This window comes from Bacillus sp. AFS098217 (assembly GCF_002551815.1).
Classification (GTDB): domain Bacteria; phylum Bacillota; class Bacilli; order Bacillales; family Bacillaceae_G; genus Bacillus_A.
Genome location: NZ_NVPR01000013.1, coordinates 1 through 15,653 on the forward strand (window position 1 = coordinate 1; position 15,653 = coordinate 15,653).

Here is a 15,653-nt window from a genome sequence, read left to right on the forward strand (position 1 = left end):
GTCGTTTTTTTAATTGATGTGTATATAAAATAAAATTAATTTTTCTCATTTTTAATTAATCTAAGAAAGCAGTAAAAGCAATAACAACTAGTAGAACACCACTAATGAGTGTTCCAAATTGTCCAATTGTAAATTTTCCAATCCTCACATTGGCTACTTTTTCACCTAATACAACTCCCGCCCACACAGTTATAAAACTAGCAATAGCGGCAGCTAAACATATGGTAATAGGTGATAAGCCTAGCAAACCAGCACCTAAACCATTTGTAAGTGCATTTGCTGAAAGTGCAACACCTAGAAAAATCGATTCAACAAAACCTATACTTCCAGACTTATCAAAGTCTGCTTTTGTTGGGTCTTTCATGATTGTTTTTAAATGATCAGAGACACCGTCTGTTTCTGATTGCTCTATCGATATTTCCCTCATAGCTACAGCTTCTTTATTTCTTCTTGGCATTGCAAGTAATATAATACGGATTCCAATAATGATTAGTAATAATGAGCCTACAATAATCGGAAATATTCCTGGTAATACTTTAGAAAGCCACACACCAAAATAAATTCCTGCCGCACTAAATGCAAAACAAATAATAGAAATAATAAAATTGGAGAAAGCATGAATACGAATTCCACGTATCCCATAAGAAATACCTACCCCAAAATTATCAATACTCGAAGAAATTGTAAGTGCCAATATCATCATCCATACCATTTTGAATAACCTCTTTTCATATTTGATGTACACTTCTTTGGATGTTAAGTTTTTCAATAATGGTTTGTTGATAGATTCAAAGAATCAATATTTTTCTTTCTGACTATGACTCATTTCTTTTGCATCTTGCACTTCCTCTTCTATGTTTCTCTCATGATTCTTTAACGTTTTTTGTAATGCTCTTTCTGCTTTTGCCTCATAAATAATATCTTCTATTTCTTCTTTCAAAGTTTCAGTAGCTGATTTAACACCTCTTATTCCCGCTTTCATAATTGGACGCAACGTATTTTGAGCTACAGAAAGAATAGAAACAGAGGCTGCAGCTAATACAGATCCTACCAAAATTTTTCTAATCATTTTTTCATCTCCCTCTATTTTCACTGCGTTCATTTCTATTTAAATTGCTACTGTAACTTCATGACATTCTTGCCTGTGAATATTTTTTGTTTTACGAGTTAATAATTTCAAACATATTTTTGATAACTTAGATACAGATCCAGCCACGACTGTAATCAAAATCCATTGTTTTATATTTAACGGAACTGTGTGGAAAATTTTCGAAATTGGAGGGAAATATAGTGCACCAAATAATGTTAGCCAAGAGATACCAATTGCTGTCATAAAGAAATGATCTTTTGACCAATCACGAACTGTTTCTTCAGACCCTTCTTGTCGCCATGAGAATGTCTGAATCAATTGCCCCGCCACTAAAGTTGCAAAGGCTGTTGACTGTGCTACAGCAAGAGGCATCCCCATAGTCAAACTCGCAACAAATAATCCTAATGAACCAGCTCCAAGCAACACACCTCGTGTAATTACCTTTTGATATAACTCTTTATCAACAATATCTTGCCTTTTTGTTTGCTTTGTTTTATTTCCAGGATTTACAGCTAAAATCATTGCTGGTAACGCATCTGTAATTAAATTCATTAATAAAATTTGAATTGGAATTAATGGGATAGGTAACCCTGCTATTACAGCCACACTAGTAACTAAAATTTCTGCTAGATTACCAGTTAAGAGACAGCCAACTGCTTTACGTATATTACCAATAATTGTTCGTCCTTCTTTTACACCGTCTATAATCGAACCAATATGATCTTCTTTTAACACAATATCCGCTGCTTCTTTCGTTACTTCTGTTCCAGTTTTCCCCATTGCAATTCCTACATTTGCCTTTTTAATTGCCGGTGTATCATTTACACCGTCTCCAGTCATAACAACAATTTGCCCATATTTTTGAAAAACCTTTACAATTCTTAATTTATGACTCGGTGTCACACGTGCAAATATAGAAACATCTTTTACAGTTTCCTCAAGCTCCTTATCGGTAAGCCTATCGATATCCTGACCATTTAACACTTTATTCGCTGTATTCTTAATTCCAATTTCTTTCGCAATTGAAATAGCTGTATTTGGATGATCGCCAGTAATCATTACAGGTTTCACACCTAATCTATAGGCTTCTAGAATACTCTTTTCTACCTCTGGTTTTGGTGGATCAATCATGCCCACTAATCCAACAAAAATCAATTCTTGTTCTTCTATTTTGTTAGCTTCCCAATCAACAGAACGATATGCCAAAGCTAATACCCGTAGAGCACCGTCTGCAAGCTCTGTATTTCTTTGAATGATTCTGTTCTTTTGTTCATCATTCAGCAGATGTACACGACCGTTTTCTTGGTAGAATTTACAACGATCTAAAATCGCCTCTACAGAACCTTTTGAAAACATTTTGTATTCATTTTCTTCCGTAGAATTTTGACAGATTACACTCATGATACTTGTTTCAGAATCAAACGGTATTTCATGACATCTATTCCATAACCCTCTGTAATCTTCTACAGATGTTGACTTTGCAGCAAGACAGAGTAATGCCCCTTCCGTTGGATCACCTTTCATTTTCCATTCATTCTGTTCTATCTTTAATTCACTATTATTGCATAAAACCGAAATTTGCATGATACGCTCTAAATCAAGACTTTTTACAGAAACATTAGGTTCATTTCTTTCGTTCACTTTTCCTTCTGTCACATTCATTTCTGTCACGGCCACTTCGCCGGACATTTCTCGAATTTCACCATTTGGCTCATAGCCATCCCCTTCAACAGTCCACAGCTGATTCAATGTTGCGATTGCCTTAACTGTCATTTCATTCTTTGTTAGCGTACCTGTTTTATCCGAACAAATAATTGTTGTTCTTCCTAGAGTTTCTAAAGCAGAAAGTTTTCGAACTAGTGCTTTATTTTTAGACATTCGAGATATACCAGCACTTAAGGCAATCGTAATCATAATTGGGAGACCTTCTGGTATTGCAGATGCTGCTAATGTAATAGAAGTGGCTATCATTTGCGTAATTTGTAACCCGCGAATGATTCCCGCCAAAAGAACAAGTCCACCAGCTGCTACAGCTCCTTTAATAAACATCTTACTAATAGAAGTAACTTTCTTCTGTAAAGGTGTCACTTCTACTTCCTCACCTTGTACTAAAGAGACCATCGCTCCCATTTCGGTATCCATTCCGGTCGCAGCTACAACTCCAATTGCTTTTCCACGTGTAACGGCGGTCCCCATAAACAACATATTTTTCCGCTCAGCTAATGAAGCCTTTAGATCCAAAATGCAATCGACTTTTTCAATTGGTAGAGATTCTCCTGTTAATGTGGCTTCATTCACTTCTAGGTTCCATGAATGAATAATTCGAAGATCTGCTGGTATACGATCACCAGCTTCTACACAAACGATATCCCCTGGGACAAGTTCTTTGCTAGAGATATCAAATGTATTCTGATTTCTAATAACTTTACAATTTGGTGGTCGGAATTCATTAAGTGCCTCTACAACTTTCTCAGCTTTACGTTCCTGCATAGTTCCAATTACAGCATTGCAGAGAAGAACTGTTCCCATTGCTAATCCGTCAAACCATCCACCTGTAAACATCGATAACCCTGCCGCACCAAGCAAAATAAGTGATGTAAATTCTTTAAATTGTTTCAAGAAGGAAACAATCCATGAAGTAGATTGTTTAGATTGAATTTGGTTCATTCCAAATTTCTTCCGTAAGTTCATCACTTGATTATCGCTAAGACCTTGTTCCTTGTTCACATGAAACATGCTCATCATTTTTTCTGTAGTCATGGAATGCCATGCTGCTTTATCGTAACCTATAGCTTGATCACATCTATTTTCCTTTACATGTTTCAAAAAAAAGTCCATCTTTTGTAAAACAATTTTTTCACTTATTCGTTTTGCCCTAGATAAGAACAATAGCGACATAGCATTCGTCATTAAGGCAATGATAGGAGCGGTAAAAATAGAAAACATCGCAAATAAACTTCCGACATAGTTCCAAATTTTAGTGATTCCAAAATGTTGATTTACCATTTTATTTATTTTTTGCGCATACTCAATTGATTGAAGACTATTCCTTAATTTATTAACAGAAAGTTCAGGTATTTCAAGTCGTGAAATACTCTCCCGCTTGTTCTCTCCTCCTACATATATAAGATCTTCTCCTATTGATCTAATGGCTGTTACACGCTTTACTATTTGCTCTTCAGTGTTTTGCAACCAACTCGTATCAATCCCATGTCTCTTAAGAAAGGTATGACTAATATTTAAACTATTATTTAAAATACCGACTTTCCATTCCTGATGAGATAACCAATCTGATACCTTCTTTAACTCTGGTACAATTTCTACTTTTGAGCCAAGAATAAATCCAATACACTTTTTATTTTTACTTACAAATAAAACATTGTATCCTTTGTTCTCTACTCTTTTTGCTTCAAGATAATACCTATTACATTCCTCACTATGTTTTTCTACAAAGCGTTTACTACCAACACATATTTCTATTCCTTGTATAGTGCCCCTCATTCCATGGCTATTACTTTCAACAGAAAATGCGGTACGTAAAGTTTTTCCCGTTTGCACTACTTTTTCAATAACTTCATCCTTTAAATGATGGTTACTTTTCTTCATAAGTGGTGCAACCACACTCCAAATCTGACTTTCCTCTGTATCATGGCTAATACACTGTACCGCTTCTAATTTTTCTCTAAATAAATTTGATGTGTCATCAAAAAGAATTGTTTTTGTACGTGATAATTGAGGCAAAGATCCATTGTGCGGAATTGTATATTTTTTATCTCGTGACACAAGCTCCGCCTGATTCCAAGCATACTCTGTCGCTGTAATAGCGGGCCGAGGATTCGCTCCCAAAAGAACCGACATGCCTTGCAAAGGATTTCTCGTTAAAGCTAATGTCGCAGCCCCTAAAATCATTCCTCGTTTTGATTGTTTATGACTATATAATTGAATTTCAGAAGATAATTGAGGGCCATTCTGACTATCAATATTTGCTTGATTTCGCTTCCAATTTACAAAGTGTAATAAACTAAGTCCCGCAAGCACAACAAGATTTTCCCTAGCAAAGGCTAATGCAAACGTACTCATTCCTAAAATAAGGTCTGAATTCATTTTCTTATTTATAGACATTTGTTTTAAACCACGTTTTAAAAATGGATATCCTGTACATACAGAGACCAACCCAGATAAATAAAAAAGCCCTGTATTTTTAGCTAAAGTAGACCTTCCCATTAACATTTGCTTCACACCTAAAACACCAAGACCTAAAAGTGAAAAAGCTAACGGCAGGGGGATTGATTCTTTTTCAAATGATCGATCCACTTTTTTTGGTATTACGAGGAATGAACTTATGGGTTTATCATCTATAATGTTGTCTTCTTCACTTTTTTCATTATTTACATCTTTTAAAAAATCACTTTCAATAGATTGAATGATTTGATAGATATCATGAGATGATACGATATTAACGTTATAGCAAATAAGAACTCTTCCTGTTTCTATAGAAGCATGAATCTTCTCAATTCCCTTTACCTCTTGAAATTTACACATAAATAAAGACTTCATTTCATTGTTATGCTTTAGACCATATAATTCAATCCGAACTCTTCCTGGAAAAGCTCGAATAAATCTATTTTTCAATGAAATTATGGACATTGAGATTCTCCTTATAATTAATTTGAATAATTCTGTTATGATTTACTTTATGCACGATTCAAAGCATTATTTTTATTGAGTGATGCCCACTTTTCTTGCAAACTTGAAACAGTTTCTTCTATTTTTTCAGCTATCCCTAGAAATACAATAGTAGTTCGAACAGCCGCTCTACGTATCGCTGTTTTTACTTTAGATTCCTGTGGATGATTTAAATCACTATCATTAACTCCATCTTCCATACAATCAACATTTTCATTTGGCTCATAAAAAATAGTTTCCGTTTCTTGTATTACTTCAGAATCGGTGCTATCAATTTTTCCTGCTATACGTAAAACTGCTGAAGTTGTTTTAACAGCTGCTTTACGTATAGCTTTTCTTGCTTTAGAAGATACAATAAGTACTGTGCTACAGGCTACTCCAAGAGGTGATGTTATAAAACTGAACATACTAACAGCTCCCTTCAATGTGAATATGTTGAGAAATCACAGTTGAATGTATTCTCTTCTCTCGTTAAACGGTGTATGCCCTAATATGCAAAATGGGGTTATACTGAGAAGAAACTACACTTTTGCACGCAGGAAATTTTTTAGCTGAAACAATTAAAGACATATTATGTAAATTATGCAAAAAATATGTTAATTATCCGTTGTGTTTTTGGTAAATTATTGAATAACTGTTGCGTTTTCATTGAATATTTGTTGCGTTTTTTTGTAAATATTGCACAAAAACAAACACCTTTATTAAAGGAATTTAATATCCTATAAAAAATCTATAAGGAGGTTTTTTTATGCAGTTACGAAACTGGAAATACATTATCATTTATCATTTTATTTATAATTTTCAAACTTTTTTATTAAATATAACGGTTGCACTTTTAGGTGAATTATTTCTTTTCTGTGTTCTAAATGTTTTCCCAAAGAAACTTCATAAATTCATTCGTTCAACGATTTTGAATAGTAATATGGGCTTATTATTCCATCTCTGTACATAAATACACCTCTAACAGACACTGTAAGCTTGAGAAATAACCTTCCTTCACTATTTAGACATTTTTCAACTCAAATTCAAAATAAAAATCGTCTACATATACAACAACATGAATGGTAAACATTAAATATCTGGAGCTAATGTATATATACATCAATTAAAAAACTAACATAAAACCCCTCTTTTTAGTGGGGGAGAGCATCTATTCATGCATAGAAGCGGTCAGGGCCTTTTTCTGCCACATGCGAAGTAAAAACCGAACGAGCAAACAAGTGTAGGTAGCTTTTTATTCTGCATAGCAGGGATCTAGAAATGGATCTATATAGTCAGTCCTATTGACCCCTGACTACGTATTCATGTATAGACTTAGGGACTTTTAGAATTTTTAAATGCAGTATAACTCTGCTCCAAAGCTAAATATGTGCATCGTACCAGAAATTTAACAAGAAGAGTGATCCTTCTTAAGACTCTTTATCAAACCGTAGCAGCCAGATAACTACGTGTTAATCCTAAGAAGAACAATACATCCTAAGGGTAAGAAAAGCGCTAAGCTTATAACTCTCGAAAACTTAGTATATAATTCAAACACATTGACAATATATACACATTTTGTTAGCGATATGTCAATATACATGTATAGTTCTACAAGGGAATACTGTATTATTTTTTTATATTTTTCATACAATATTATGAGCCCAAGAAATACCATTCTAATTAAATAGAAAGGACAAAACAGTATGTTTGGAGAAAAACAAATTCGCAATTTTGGTTTAATGTTAAAAGAGTTATTAAAGGAACGGTCATTATCTATAAGGAAATTTAGTGAACTCACTAAAGTTGATACAGCTACAATTTCACGAATAATAAACGGAAAACGAAAAGCAACTCCAGAGCACTTACAACGATTTGCTGACTGTCTTGAAGTTCCTACGTCAGAGTTATTTGTAGCTGCTGGTTATCTTATGGATCAGAAACAGTCAAATATTCAGACATCGATTGAAAGTATTCAAGATTTTCTCGATTCCTCTAATTTCTATACTAAGAAGTTTAGTGCAGAAAGTGTTGAGCAAGAATTAGCTAGATATGAACAATTTTCACAAACAGAAGAAGGAAAAGAGATCATACTTCAAAAATTTGAAGATAAACTTCAAAAAACAGACAGTATAGGGCCGTTTATTAATCAATTGAAGGATATGTATAAGAAATTTCTCTCGAAGAAGACTACAACACGTGAACTTGCTTTAATTGGAAGTGCACTAATCTATTTTATTTTACCAGTGGATGTTATTCCAGATTATCTTTTTCCACTTGGATACATAGATGACGCTATGGCTGTCCAAATTGTTACAAATTTATTATCCATTAAAGTATGAAACTCATGTAAAACAAGAAGTTGATGTTTGAATTAACAAACGGACGCTGCAGCATGCTTAAAGATAATAGACTTTTGTATTGAACAAGACCACCAGCGCCTTTCATTAACATTTAAACCTAGAGAAACATTCTTCTTCACTGCTCTTACATATTTTTTCACCTCAAAACAAATATCTTCTTCGTATACAACAACGTGATTCATTAACGTTTAAACCCCAAACAAAAAAGAGCGGTTTCATAACCGCTTTTTTTAATCTTAAACTACCTCATATATACTCCTTCATTAATTGGGTATCTCATTTGAACATATTTTTTGCAAGTTCACTTATAGATTCCCTTTCGTTTCAGAATAATTTATTTCCCTATTTTTCTATAAATATCACTTCACATTACTACAACTAGACTCATACCCTAATTTGTATACCTATTTTAAAGCAGAAAGGCAGGAAGAACGAATGACCTCCTATATAGATTACACCTCTCCCTCCATCCGATTCACTCATGATTTAAGCACAAGTAATTTCTTTAAAAAAGATGCGCAAAACTATATAAATGTACTTGGAATTAAACAATTAAATACATTAGAAAATACATCCTTACTGGATATTTTCCTAAGCACAGGTAATGTTGTAGAACCCCATGTCCATCAAAATGCTGCTGAACTTGTTTATTGTATTTCGGGAGCTGCTGTCGTTTCGTTACTTAACCCCTTTACAAATCAAATCCTTAATTTCCCTATCAAACCAGGTCAAGTTGCTAATATTCCACAAGGCTGGTGGCATTATGAAATTGCTTCTGTAGATAATACACATTTATTAGCAATCTTTGATGCTCCTACGCCAGAAGTTATTTTTGGATCTGATATGTTAAGACTAACTCCAGCAAATGTGATGGCCCATACTTATTGTCTTGACGAACAACAATGGAAACAAGCTATATCTCCTATTCAGTCTACTACTGTCATCGGCCCCCCAACAAACTGTAATCAAAACCGAAATGAAATGTATAACTCAGCATATTCTAATCAAACATATATACAGCAGGCACCTTCTTATTATCAGGAGCAAATTTCTTTTCATCCATACTTGGGGTATTAATGTACATTATTATCCAAAAATAAAATTTGCTTAACCCCATTCCTTAGGTTCGCAGTATGAAAACTCCCACCACTTATCCCCTTTGGATTTTAAAGTGGGGGGGCTCGTGTATCATCTTCAAAAGATGCTTAACACGAGTGGAGTTAACACAGCTGCCCGACGGCACAACCCCTCTATTCCATCGGCAAATGCCTTTGGAACTGCTTTTTTTAGGATATTATAGGAACCATTCACATCTGCGTTCAATAGTTTGTTCTCTTTTGTACGATACAAGCCACGTTTGATACGTTTTCCAAGGTGGGGTTTTCTTGCACATTTTCTGATAAAGTGAAACTGTAGAATGGAAGTTTTCTTCATCCTCCACTGATGGAGAGCCTTCACCAATCGGGCTTTTACAGGCAGATTATCTCCAACTATCTTCCTCTCTTTTCTCTGAATCTTGAGATGGGGGTATTGCTACCCGCAAATAGCGGGATAAATTGGAGCTTCTTCTTCACTGCTAGTTATATAAATCTATTTTAATTTTTCAACGTCTAAATCCCTGCTATACAGAATNNTACACTCGTTTGCTCTTTCTGTTTTTACTTCGCGTGTGGCAGAAAAGGGATCTGACCGTTTCTATGCATGGCTAGATGCTCTCTCCCATCTAAAAAGAGGGATTTTATGTCGTTTTTTTAATTGATGTATATATAGTTAAACCCAACTTACTTTTCTCTACAATTTAAGATAGAAAACTTATTGTCCATTAACACAAAATAAATAGATATCGTTGTACACTCTCTACCGTAACTTTTACTAGAGTTCATACATATAATATTTATATATTACACTGGGGGTGATAATATCATGAGTAAAGATGATGACTACCGTAAAAACTCTTCTAGCAATAAAGATGTCCGTAATTCATCTTCCCAATCGCAAAAAGACTTATACCAACAAGGCTATGTAAAGAAAAAAGGATGTAATTGTAATAAAAATAAATAGACCATATTTTCATTTGAAAATTCCAGAAAAACTTTCTATAATTAACCTATTATTTCAGATTAATAGTCTATTTGCATTTTTTATTAAGATTTAAATCGATAAAGTAAAACTTTAATCAGTGGGGTTCTTCATCCCCCACTGATTATTAGCCCACACCAATCGGACTTTTACGAGCAGTAATACTTCCACCTAACTTCTTTGCTTTCGCCAAATTTTGAGGTGGGAATATTACTACTCGCAAATAGCAGGATAAATATTAATCCCCCATTCTTCAATTCATGTGTCTTACTTTCATGCAAGATAAAATTTGCCCATATGTTCCACTTAGGTAACTATAAAAATTGTAATTTCTAAACAATAGTAAAGCCGCATTCTTTCATTAGAATGCGGCGAGATTCAATTACATATGTTCAATTATAAAATCAAAAAATTCTGTTTCAAACCCATTATTTTTTGATGGACTACAAGTATAAAACCCTATTTTCACAGGACAATTACCGCGATCTTCCATAAGATGCGCAATTCGAACCTGTTCCCAATCATCGCTCATTTGTTCAGTTCGCACATAAATGGTATAATCACCATTCTTCCGAATAATTCGGAAACGAAGCTGTTGTTTGACGAATTCATTTGAGAAATTTTGTGTCGACCAATCCGAATACCCACTATTCGTCACCACAGCCCCTAAATGTGATGGACCTTCAGGAATATATTCAAGTGATGTTTTTAACCAGCATTCTTCAGATAACATAACAAACAGCCCAGCTTGATCATATGTTGCCCGCGGATTCATACGTAATGAAACTTCAGCTTGAAAGTCTACAGAAACCTCTTCGTAAAATACATGACCATTCATCACTTCGAATCCATAATGTGTTTTTAACCAAAAATCCGTTTCTTCACTTGAATAAACAATAAATGCTTTATCTTTTACCTCATGATATTTTGGTTCATTCATTACTGTAAGTTGTTCTATATGATTGGGTATGTAAAATGTTTTCATAGTCCCTCCATAAAAACCTTTTGAGAGTACACATTAAAATTCAGTTAAGATCGGAAACTTATACTCATTGAAATGAATCTTATTACTGCTTCGAACCATTAAATACTTATTAGACTGAAATTCCTTATATGCTAAATCCTCAATTCCTAACTCATCAGGATAAAAGTAAAACTCAATTTCTGTAAATGATTCAGGGATTTCAGCACATACTTCATCTAAAATTGGTAAAATTGGTGCAAACACTCCAAATAACTTTAATGTTTCTTCTTTCACTTCATACACAATAAGTGCATCCAATTTCTCTGAATAATGTAGCTTGTCATTCCACCTAGTTTCGTACATATTAAAATAAAAAGAAGATTGGTAGTTTAATGTGGAAAACATATTAGAAAGTGGCTGGCTGTCCTCAAGCTTTTCTTTCATTAACTCTATATCTTCTTCATGAAAATAATTTAATTTTCGAAGTGATGAGCCTGTTGTTTCATCACTAGCATATGATAATGTCATCAGATGTTCTTTTATAACTTGAAAACCAAAATTTTCATATAGCTTAGGATGCTCTGTAAATAAAATTGTGCACTCATACTGGCTATCAATTTGTTGTAAAACTTCACAAAGAAGTTGTTTCATCAAGCCTTTCCGACGATAATCAGGATGCGTCATAACCGATTGAATTCCCGCCGCATTCACAGTATTACCATTTACACGGAGTGGTAGAGAAAAACTTGAAACATTAGCAATTACCTTTTCCCCATGAATAAATGAAACTGGCTTATATGTATGATCCCAGAATCCTCTCGCATCAAAATCTTGTAAGGTTTGCACTGAAATACCAAACACTTCTTCAAATAATGAAAATAACTGTTCTTTTCTTGGTTCTTCTACAAGAAAATTTTCGAAAATAGCAACATTCCCCATGTTGTCCCCCCATACATTCATTCCATTAATTTCATTATAGTACATTGTCGATTTATGTAATATAATGCTTTCAAATCAATATAGTATCACAAAATATAGAAAAAGAGTTTAATTTATTTTATATTTCGATTTTTTATACAAAACCTAAATAAAAGTATATTAGGATATTTAAATATCTATATTTTATTTTATATAAAATACCCCCACCTTAAAATTTAGCGAAAACAAAAAGTTAGATAGGGGATAAATTTCATATTATATTAAACGGCACTCCTAAGGTAGAACTTATTTTCAATAAGAAACAAACTTTTTACTATATTACTATAAAAAATGGTGTCCTTGTACTAGCTATGCAGCCACTTTAAGGACACCGTTTTTTATAAACATTAAAAATAGAATTTGATTTTAATATCCAGAAATATATTAAACACCCTCAGCTCAGTTATTCACTAATCCCTTCTAGTCGCGCTTTCGTATTTACTTCTTCCCCCATTAAACGTTTTTCAAATGTTTTTTTCCAGCTTGCTGAAAGAGCGTCAACTTCTAAAATCCTTCGTATTCCCTCAAAATTTCGTTTTTCTTTGTGCATCATATGGTTTGCATAAGCAATTGAAATACCTTTTGGGTCCGCCTGAATCTTTGCCAAAGAATCTGTCGGTGATACCCATCCTTCTTTTAAAACCCGAAAATAAAACCCGGTATATCCTGTGTTTTGAAAATAAAGTGGTAACTTCGGTATATCATACTTTTTCGCTAATTTAAAACAAGGCTGCCTCGGCTGACTTACTTGTACCACCGCTTCTCCAACTTGAAATATATCCCCTATACAAACATCTTCTTCAAGCATTCCCTGCACTGTTATATTTTCTCCAAAAGCACCGTATACAAGGTTACAATTCAATTCTTTTTCCCAGTATGAATAATGGTTATACGAATAAACACAAACCGCTTTATCTTTTCCACCATGATGAATTAAATCAGCTTGCCCATCTCCTTCAAATTTTAATGATGATAAAAAGACAGGTTTATTTACCTGCGATTTGTTAATACCGGTTCGAATTAAGTTCCCTCCATATGTCACTTCTTTTGGCATACCTAAATTAAGGGAGACTAATTCATACGATTTTGTCATCCCTACTCCCTCCTTTTTCTGCCTTCACATATAAAGGCGGCACATGATATACTCCGGTTGACACAGCTTCTTGATATCTTTTATGAAGTTCTTGAGAATAATCCCCCAGTAGTATATTAGATCTTCGCAAAGTTTCATCACCTCATCTATTTTCTCACAATAGTTACGTTACTCATTTACTAATGTGATTATAAATTCCGGAAAAACATTGTTCAATTCAATTATTTATATAATAATGATAGGTAAACCCTATAATCAGAGGTGGTTCCAATCGAATTACGACAATTAGAATACTTTTTAGCAGTTTCGAAAGAATTACATTTTACAAAAGCAGCAGAGAAATTAAATATTTCACAGCCTTCTCTTAGTCAACAAATCCGCACACTTGAACATGAAATTGGTATGCCGCTTTTTGATCGAATTGGCAAAAAAATATCTTTAACCGCAGCAGGAAAAATTTTATTAGCACATAGTAAAAAAGTCTTTCATGAAGTAGAACAAGCTCGTGCCGCAATTCGAGATTTAAATGGACTCCAACAAGGAAAATTAACCATCGGTGCTTTGTTAACGGTCGTAAACTACTTATTACCACCAGCCATTTTGAAATTTAATGAGTTATATCCCAAAATTGAACTTTCTATATTAGGACTTCGTACTGGAGAAATTCGTGAAAGATTATTACAAAATGAATTAGACATTGGGATTACATTTCTTCCTGTTCAAGATAAAGAAATCATATCTATCCCGCTTTATCAAAGTGAGCTTACTTTAGTAGTTCCAACAGGTCATGAACTAACAAAACAAAGTGCTGTATCAATGGAAATATTACAGAACTATCCTGTTATCCTCCTACCTCAAAATTTCTTTTTAACGCAGCTGATTACTTCACATTGTCAAAGCTTTAAATTTACACCGAAACCAATTTTAGAAATAAGTACAATGGAATCATTAATTCAAATGGTTTCAAAAGAAATGGGAATTACCGTTTTACCCAAACCGTATATAGACTTTCTACAAAGTGAGCATATTCAATCTATTAGAATCGAGAATCCTAGCCCAACAATCGACATTGGAATTATCTATAGAAAGGACAAATATATGTGCGCTGCTACAAGGGAGTTTATTGAGCAATTAAAAACAATTGTAGATACTTTTTAAAACTATTGTTGTAAAAGAGAATTATAACAAAAACCAATTAGCATTTCAGTCTATTGAAGCGCCACTATTTATAAAGAGCCATGCTATTTATCATAAATCCAGATGGATATTTCCCGTATTACAATTTTTTCTTACGCTATTTAAGTGGTAAATCAAATAACCTTGTCTTAACAGAGTTCTTCTCTAGTATTAAGACAAGGTTCTCCCCAAATTATGTATAGTATTTTATATTATTTCTTAACTTGTTCACCACTTGCTATTAATGTACTTCCGGAAAATGTCTCTTTTTGCATAAATAGTTTATCAACTAGCTCTTTCTGCTCAGCTTGTGACATTACACCTTTACCTTCACCAAGATTCCCGCTTTGCAATTTCCAGATCGTATTATGATCTTTATCTACTTTCTCGTATTTTCCTTGTTTCCATCTCTCTAAAATATCTACATATGTATTTGTATGACTTAGATCATTGCTCTTCACAATTTCTAATAAATTTTCAATTCGTTCTTGCGTTATAAAAATATATCCCCATTTTTGATCCGCTTTTACTTTTTGATGAGCCATTTCGTGTAATGCAATTTGTACCTTTTCATCGGTCCACTTAAAGTTTTTATTAAAATCACTATTTGGTAATGAATAATTACCATTTTCTAATAACTTCGCATTCTCTGCTTTCACTTTACTATCTGCTAATACTTCCACTGCAGGAGCCGCTGTTGGTACCTTTTTAGCAGTTGGTTTACTATGATTCATATAATATAAGAGTCCATAAGTAATCGCTACACCGATTACAGCCATCCCTGCAATTACCCCTAGTATTTTCAATAGCGTTTTCATTGTGCATGTTTCCTCCCCAGTATTCCGTCTCTCGTTTTCTTCACACTTATTGAATATACTTTTCTATTAAATTTCTTTCTCTATTCCCACTCCTCTACAACACGATTTGACAAGAACCTTCATGTATTTCCTTATATTGTATTTCTTTTCAGAACAACATCGCAAGAATATTCTGAAAAAAATAGTATAATTTTTAAATTGTAACTTTTATCATCCTTGGTTCTACCTACACTATTAAAATATATTCATTCAATCATTAACAAAACGACTGTGCATGGTATCGATATTTGTAGTGAAATCCCATTGCATCAACTTAAGAGATTGGTTGTTCTCCAAAACGAAAAAAATGAATTTAATTTTCATAAATAACTGTAAAATAAGAAAATTTTCGTTTTGGGGACACTTCACATCGCTATCAAGCTAACAA

14 protein-coding genes and 2 pseudogenes are annotated in these 15,653 nt (G+C 33.6%); 6 read left to right on the forward strand and 10 right to left on the reverse strand.

Going from position 1 to position 15,653, the window contains the following annotated elements; translation table 11 throughout:
- Positions 1–55 precede the first annotated feature (55 nt).
- The 4 genes from ytaF to COO03_RS02595 all read right to left on the reverse strand — a co-directional run bounded on the left by ytaF (position 56) and on the right by COO03_RS02595 (position 6,183).
- Positions 56–712: a sporulation membrane protein YtaF gene (gene ytaF / locus COO03_RS02580; protein ID WP_097894912.1), complete on the reverse strand. Its 657-nt coding sequence runs from the start codon at positions 710–712 to the stop codon at positions 56–58.
- A gap of 84 nt (positions 713–796) precedes the next feature.
- Positions 797–1,069: a hypothetical protein gene (locus tag COO03_RS02585; RefSeq protein WP_097894913.1), complete on the reverse strand. Its 273-nt coding sequence runs from the start codon at positions 1,067–1,069 to the stop codon at positions 797–799.
- A gap of 39 nt (positions 1,070–1,108) precedes the next feature.
- Positions 1,109–5,737: a cation-translocating P-type ATPase gene (locus COO03_RS02590; RefSeq protein ID WP_097894914.1), complete on the reverse strand. Its 4,629-nt coding sequence runs from the start codon at positions 5,735–5,737 to the stop codon at positions 1,109–1,111.
- 47 nt (positions 5,738–5,784) lie between these two features.
- Entirely contained in the window at positions 5,785–6,183 is a 399-nt protein-coding gene (locus tag COO03_RS02595) for a hypothetical protein (protein WP_097894915.1), read from the reverse strand.
- 341 nt (positions 6,184–6,524) lie between these two features.
- Between COO03_RS02595 and COO03_RS02600 the strand changes: the two genes are divergently transcribed.
- Together COO03_RS02600 and COO03_RS02605 are read left to right on the forward strand one after the other, a co-directional pair.
- Positions 6,525–6,728, forward strand: a complete 204-nt coding sequence (locus tag COO03_RS02600) for a hypothetical protein (protein WP_097894916.1) — start codon at positions 6,525–6,527, stop codon at positions 6,726–6,728.
- A 733-nt stretch (positions 6,729–7,461) separates the two neighbouring features.
- Positions 7,462–8,097 (forward strand): DUF1232 domain-containing protein, encoded by a 636-nt coding sequence (locus COO03_RS02605; RefSeq protein WP_097894917.1) that lies wholly within the window; start codon positions 7,462–7,464, stop codon positions 8,095–8,097.
- 32 nt (positions 8,098–8,129) lie between these two features.
- Here COO03_RS02605 and COO03_RS26815 read toward each other — a convergent pair whose 3' ends face one another.
- Complete coding sequence (locus tag COO03_RS26815) at positions 8,130–8,300, reverse strand: hypothetical protein (RefSeq protein ID WP_154724623.1); 171 nt, start codon at positions 8,298–8,300, stop codon at positions 8,130–8,132.
- Positions 8,301–8,553: 253 nt separating this feature from the next.
- On the opposite strand from COO03_RS26815, the gene COO03_RS02610 reads away from it, so the two are divergent.
- Together COO03_RS02610 and COO03_RS26820 are read left to right on the forward strand one after the other, a co-directional pair.
- Positions 8,554–9,195 carry a cupin domain-containing protein gene (locus COO03_RS02610; RefSeq protein ID WP_097894918.1) on the forward strand — a complete coding sequence of 214 codons (642 nt, stop codon included), beginning with the start codon at positions 8,554–8,556 and terminating at the stop codon, positions 9,193–9,195.
- An 846-nt stretch (positions 9,196–10,041) separates the two neighbouring features.
- Complete coding sequence (locus tag COO03_RS26820) at positions 10,042–10,179, forward strand: hypothetical protein (protein WP_170958173.1); 138 nt, start codon at positions 10,042–10,044, stop codon at positions 10,177–10,179.
- 400 nt (positions 10,180–10,579) lie between these two features.
- Here the strand turns inward: COO03_RS26820 and COO03_RS02620 are convergent, their stop codons facing one another.
- From COO03_RS02620 to COO03_RS28240, 4 genes and pseudogenes are all read right to left on the reverse strand, one after another.
- A complete protein-coding gene (locus COO03_RS02620; protein WP_097894919.1) occupies positions 10,580–11,182 on the reverse strand; it encodes a DUF1349 domain-containing protein in 603 nt (200 codons plus the stop codon).
- Positions 11,183–11,215: 33 nt separating this feature from the next.
- Positions 11,216–12,100 (reverse strand): GNAT family N-acetyltransferase, encoded by an 885-nt coding sequence (locus COO03_RS02625; RefSeq protein ID WP_097894920.1) that lies wholly within the window; start codon positions 12,098–12,100, stop codon positions 11,216–11,218.
- 442 nt (positions 12,101–12,542) lie between these two features.
- The gene (locus tag COO03_RS02630) at positions 12,543–13,232 is read right to left on the reverse strand and encodes an MOSC domain-containing protein (protein ID WP_097894921.1); all 690 of its coding nucleotides are present in this window, start codon (positions 13,230–13,232) and stop codon (positions 12,543–12,545) included.
- A gap of 10 nt (positions 13,233–13,242) precedes the next feature.
- Positions 13,243–13,362, reverse strand: a pseudogene (locus COO03_RS28240) (aminotransferase class III-fold pyridoxal phosphate-dependent enzyme); the annotation flags it as partial.
- Between the two features lie 131 nt (positions 13,363–13,493).
- On the opposite strand from COO03_RS28240, the gene COO03_RS02635 reads away from it, so the two are divergent.
- Both COO03_RS02635 and COO03_RS27400 read left to right on the forward strand, forming a co-directional pair.
- Positions 13,494–14,390 carry a LysR family transcriptional regulator gene (locus tag COO03_RS02635; protein WP_097894922.1) on the forward strand — a complete coding sequence of 299 codons (897 nt, stop codon included), beginning with the start codon at positions 13,494–13,496 and terminating at the stop codon, positions 14,388–14,390.
- A gap of 4 nt (positions 14,391–14,394) precedes the next feature.
- A pseudogene (locus tag COO03_RS27400) lies at positions 14,395–14,541 on the forward strand (LysR family transcriptional regulator); the annotation flags it as partial.
- Positions 14,542–14,620: 79 nt separating this feature from the next.
- Here COO03_RS27400 and COO03_RS02640 read toward each other — a convergent pair.
- Positions 14,621–15,226 (reverse strand): PRK06770 family protein, encoded by a 606-nt coding sequence (locus tag COO03_RS02640; protein ID WP_097894923.1) that lies wholly within the window; start codon positions 15,224–15,226, stop codon positions 14,621–14,623.
- Positions 15,227–15,653 lie beyond the last annotated feature (427 nt).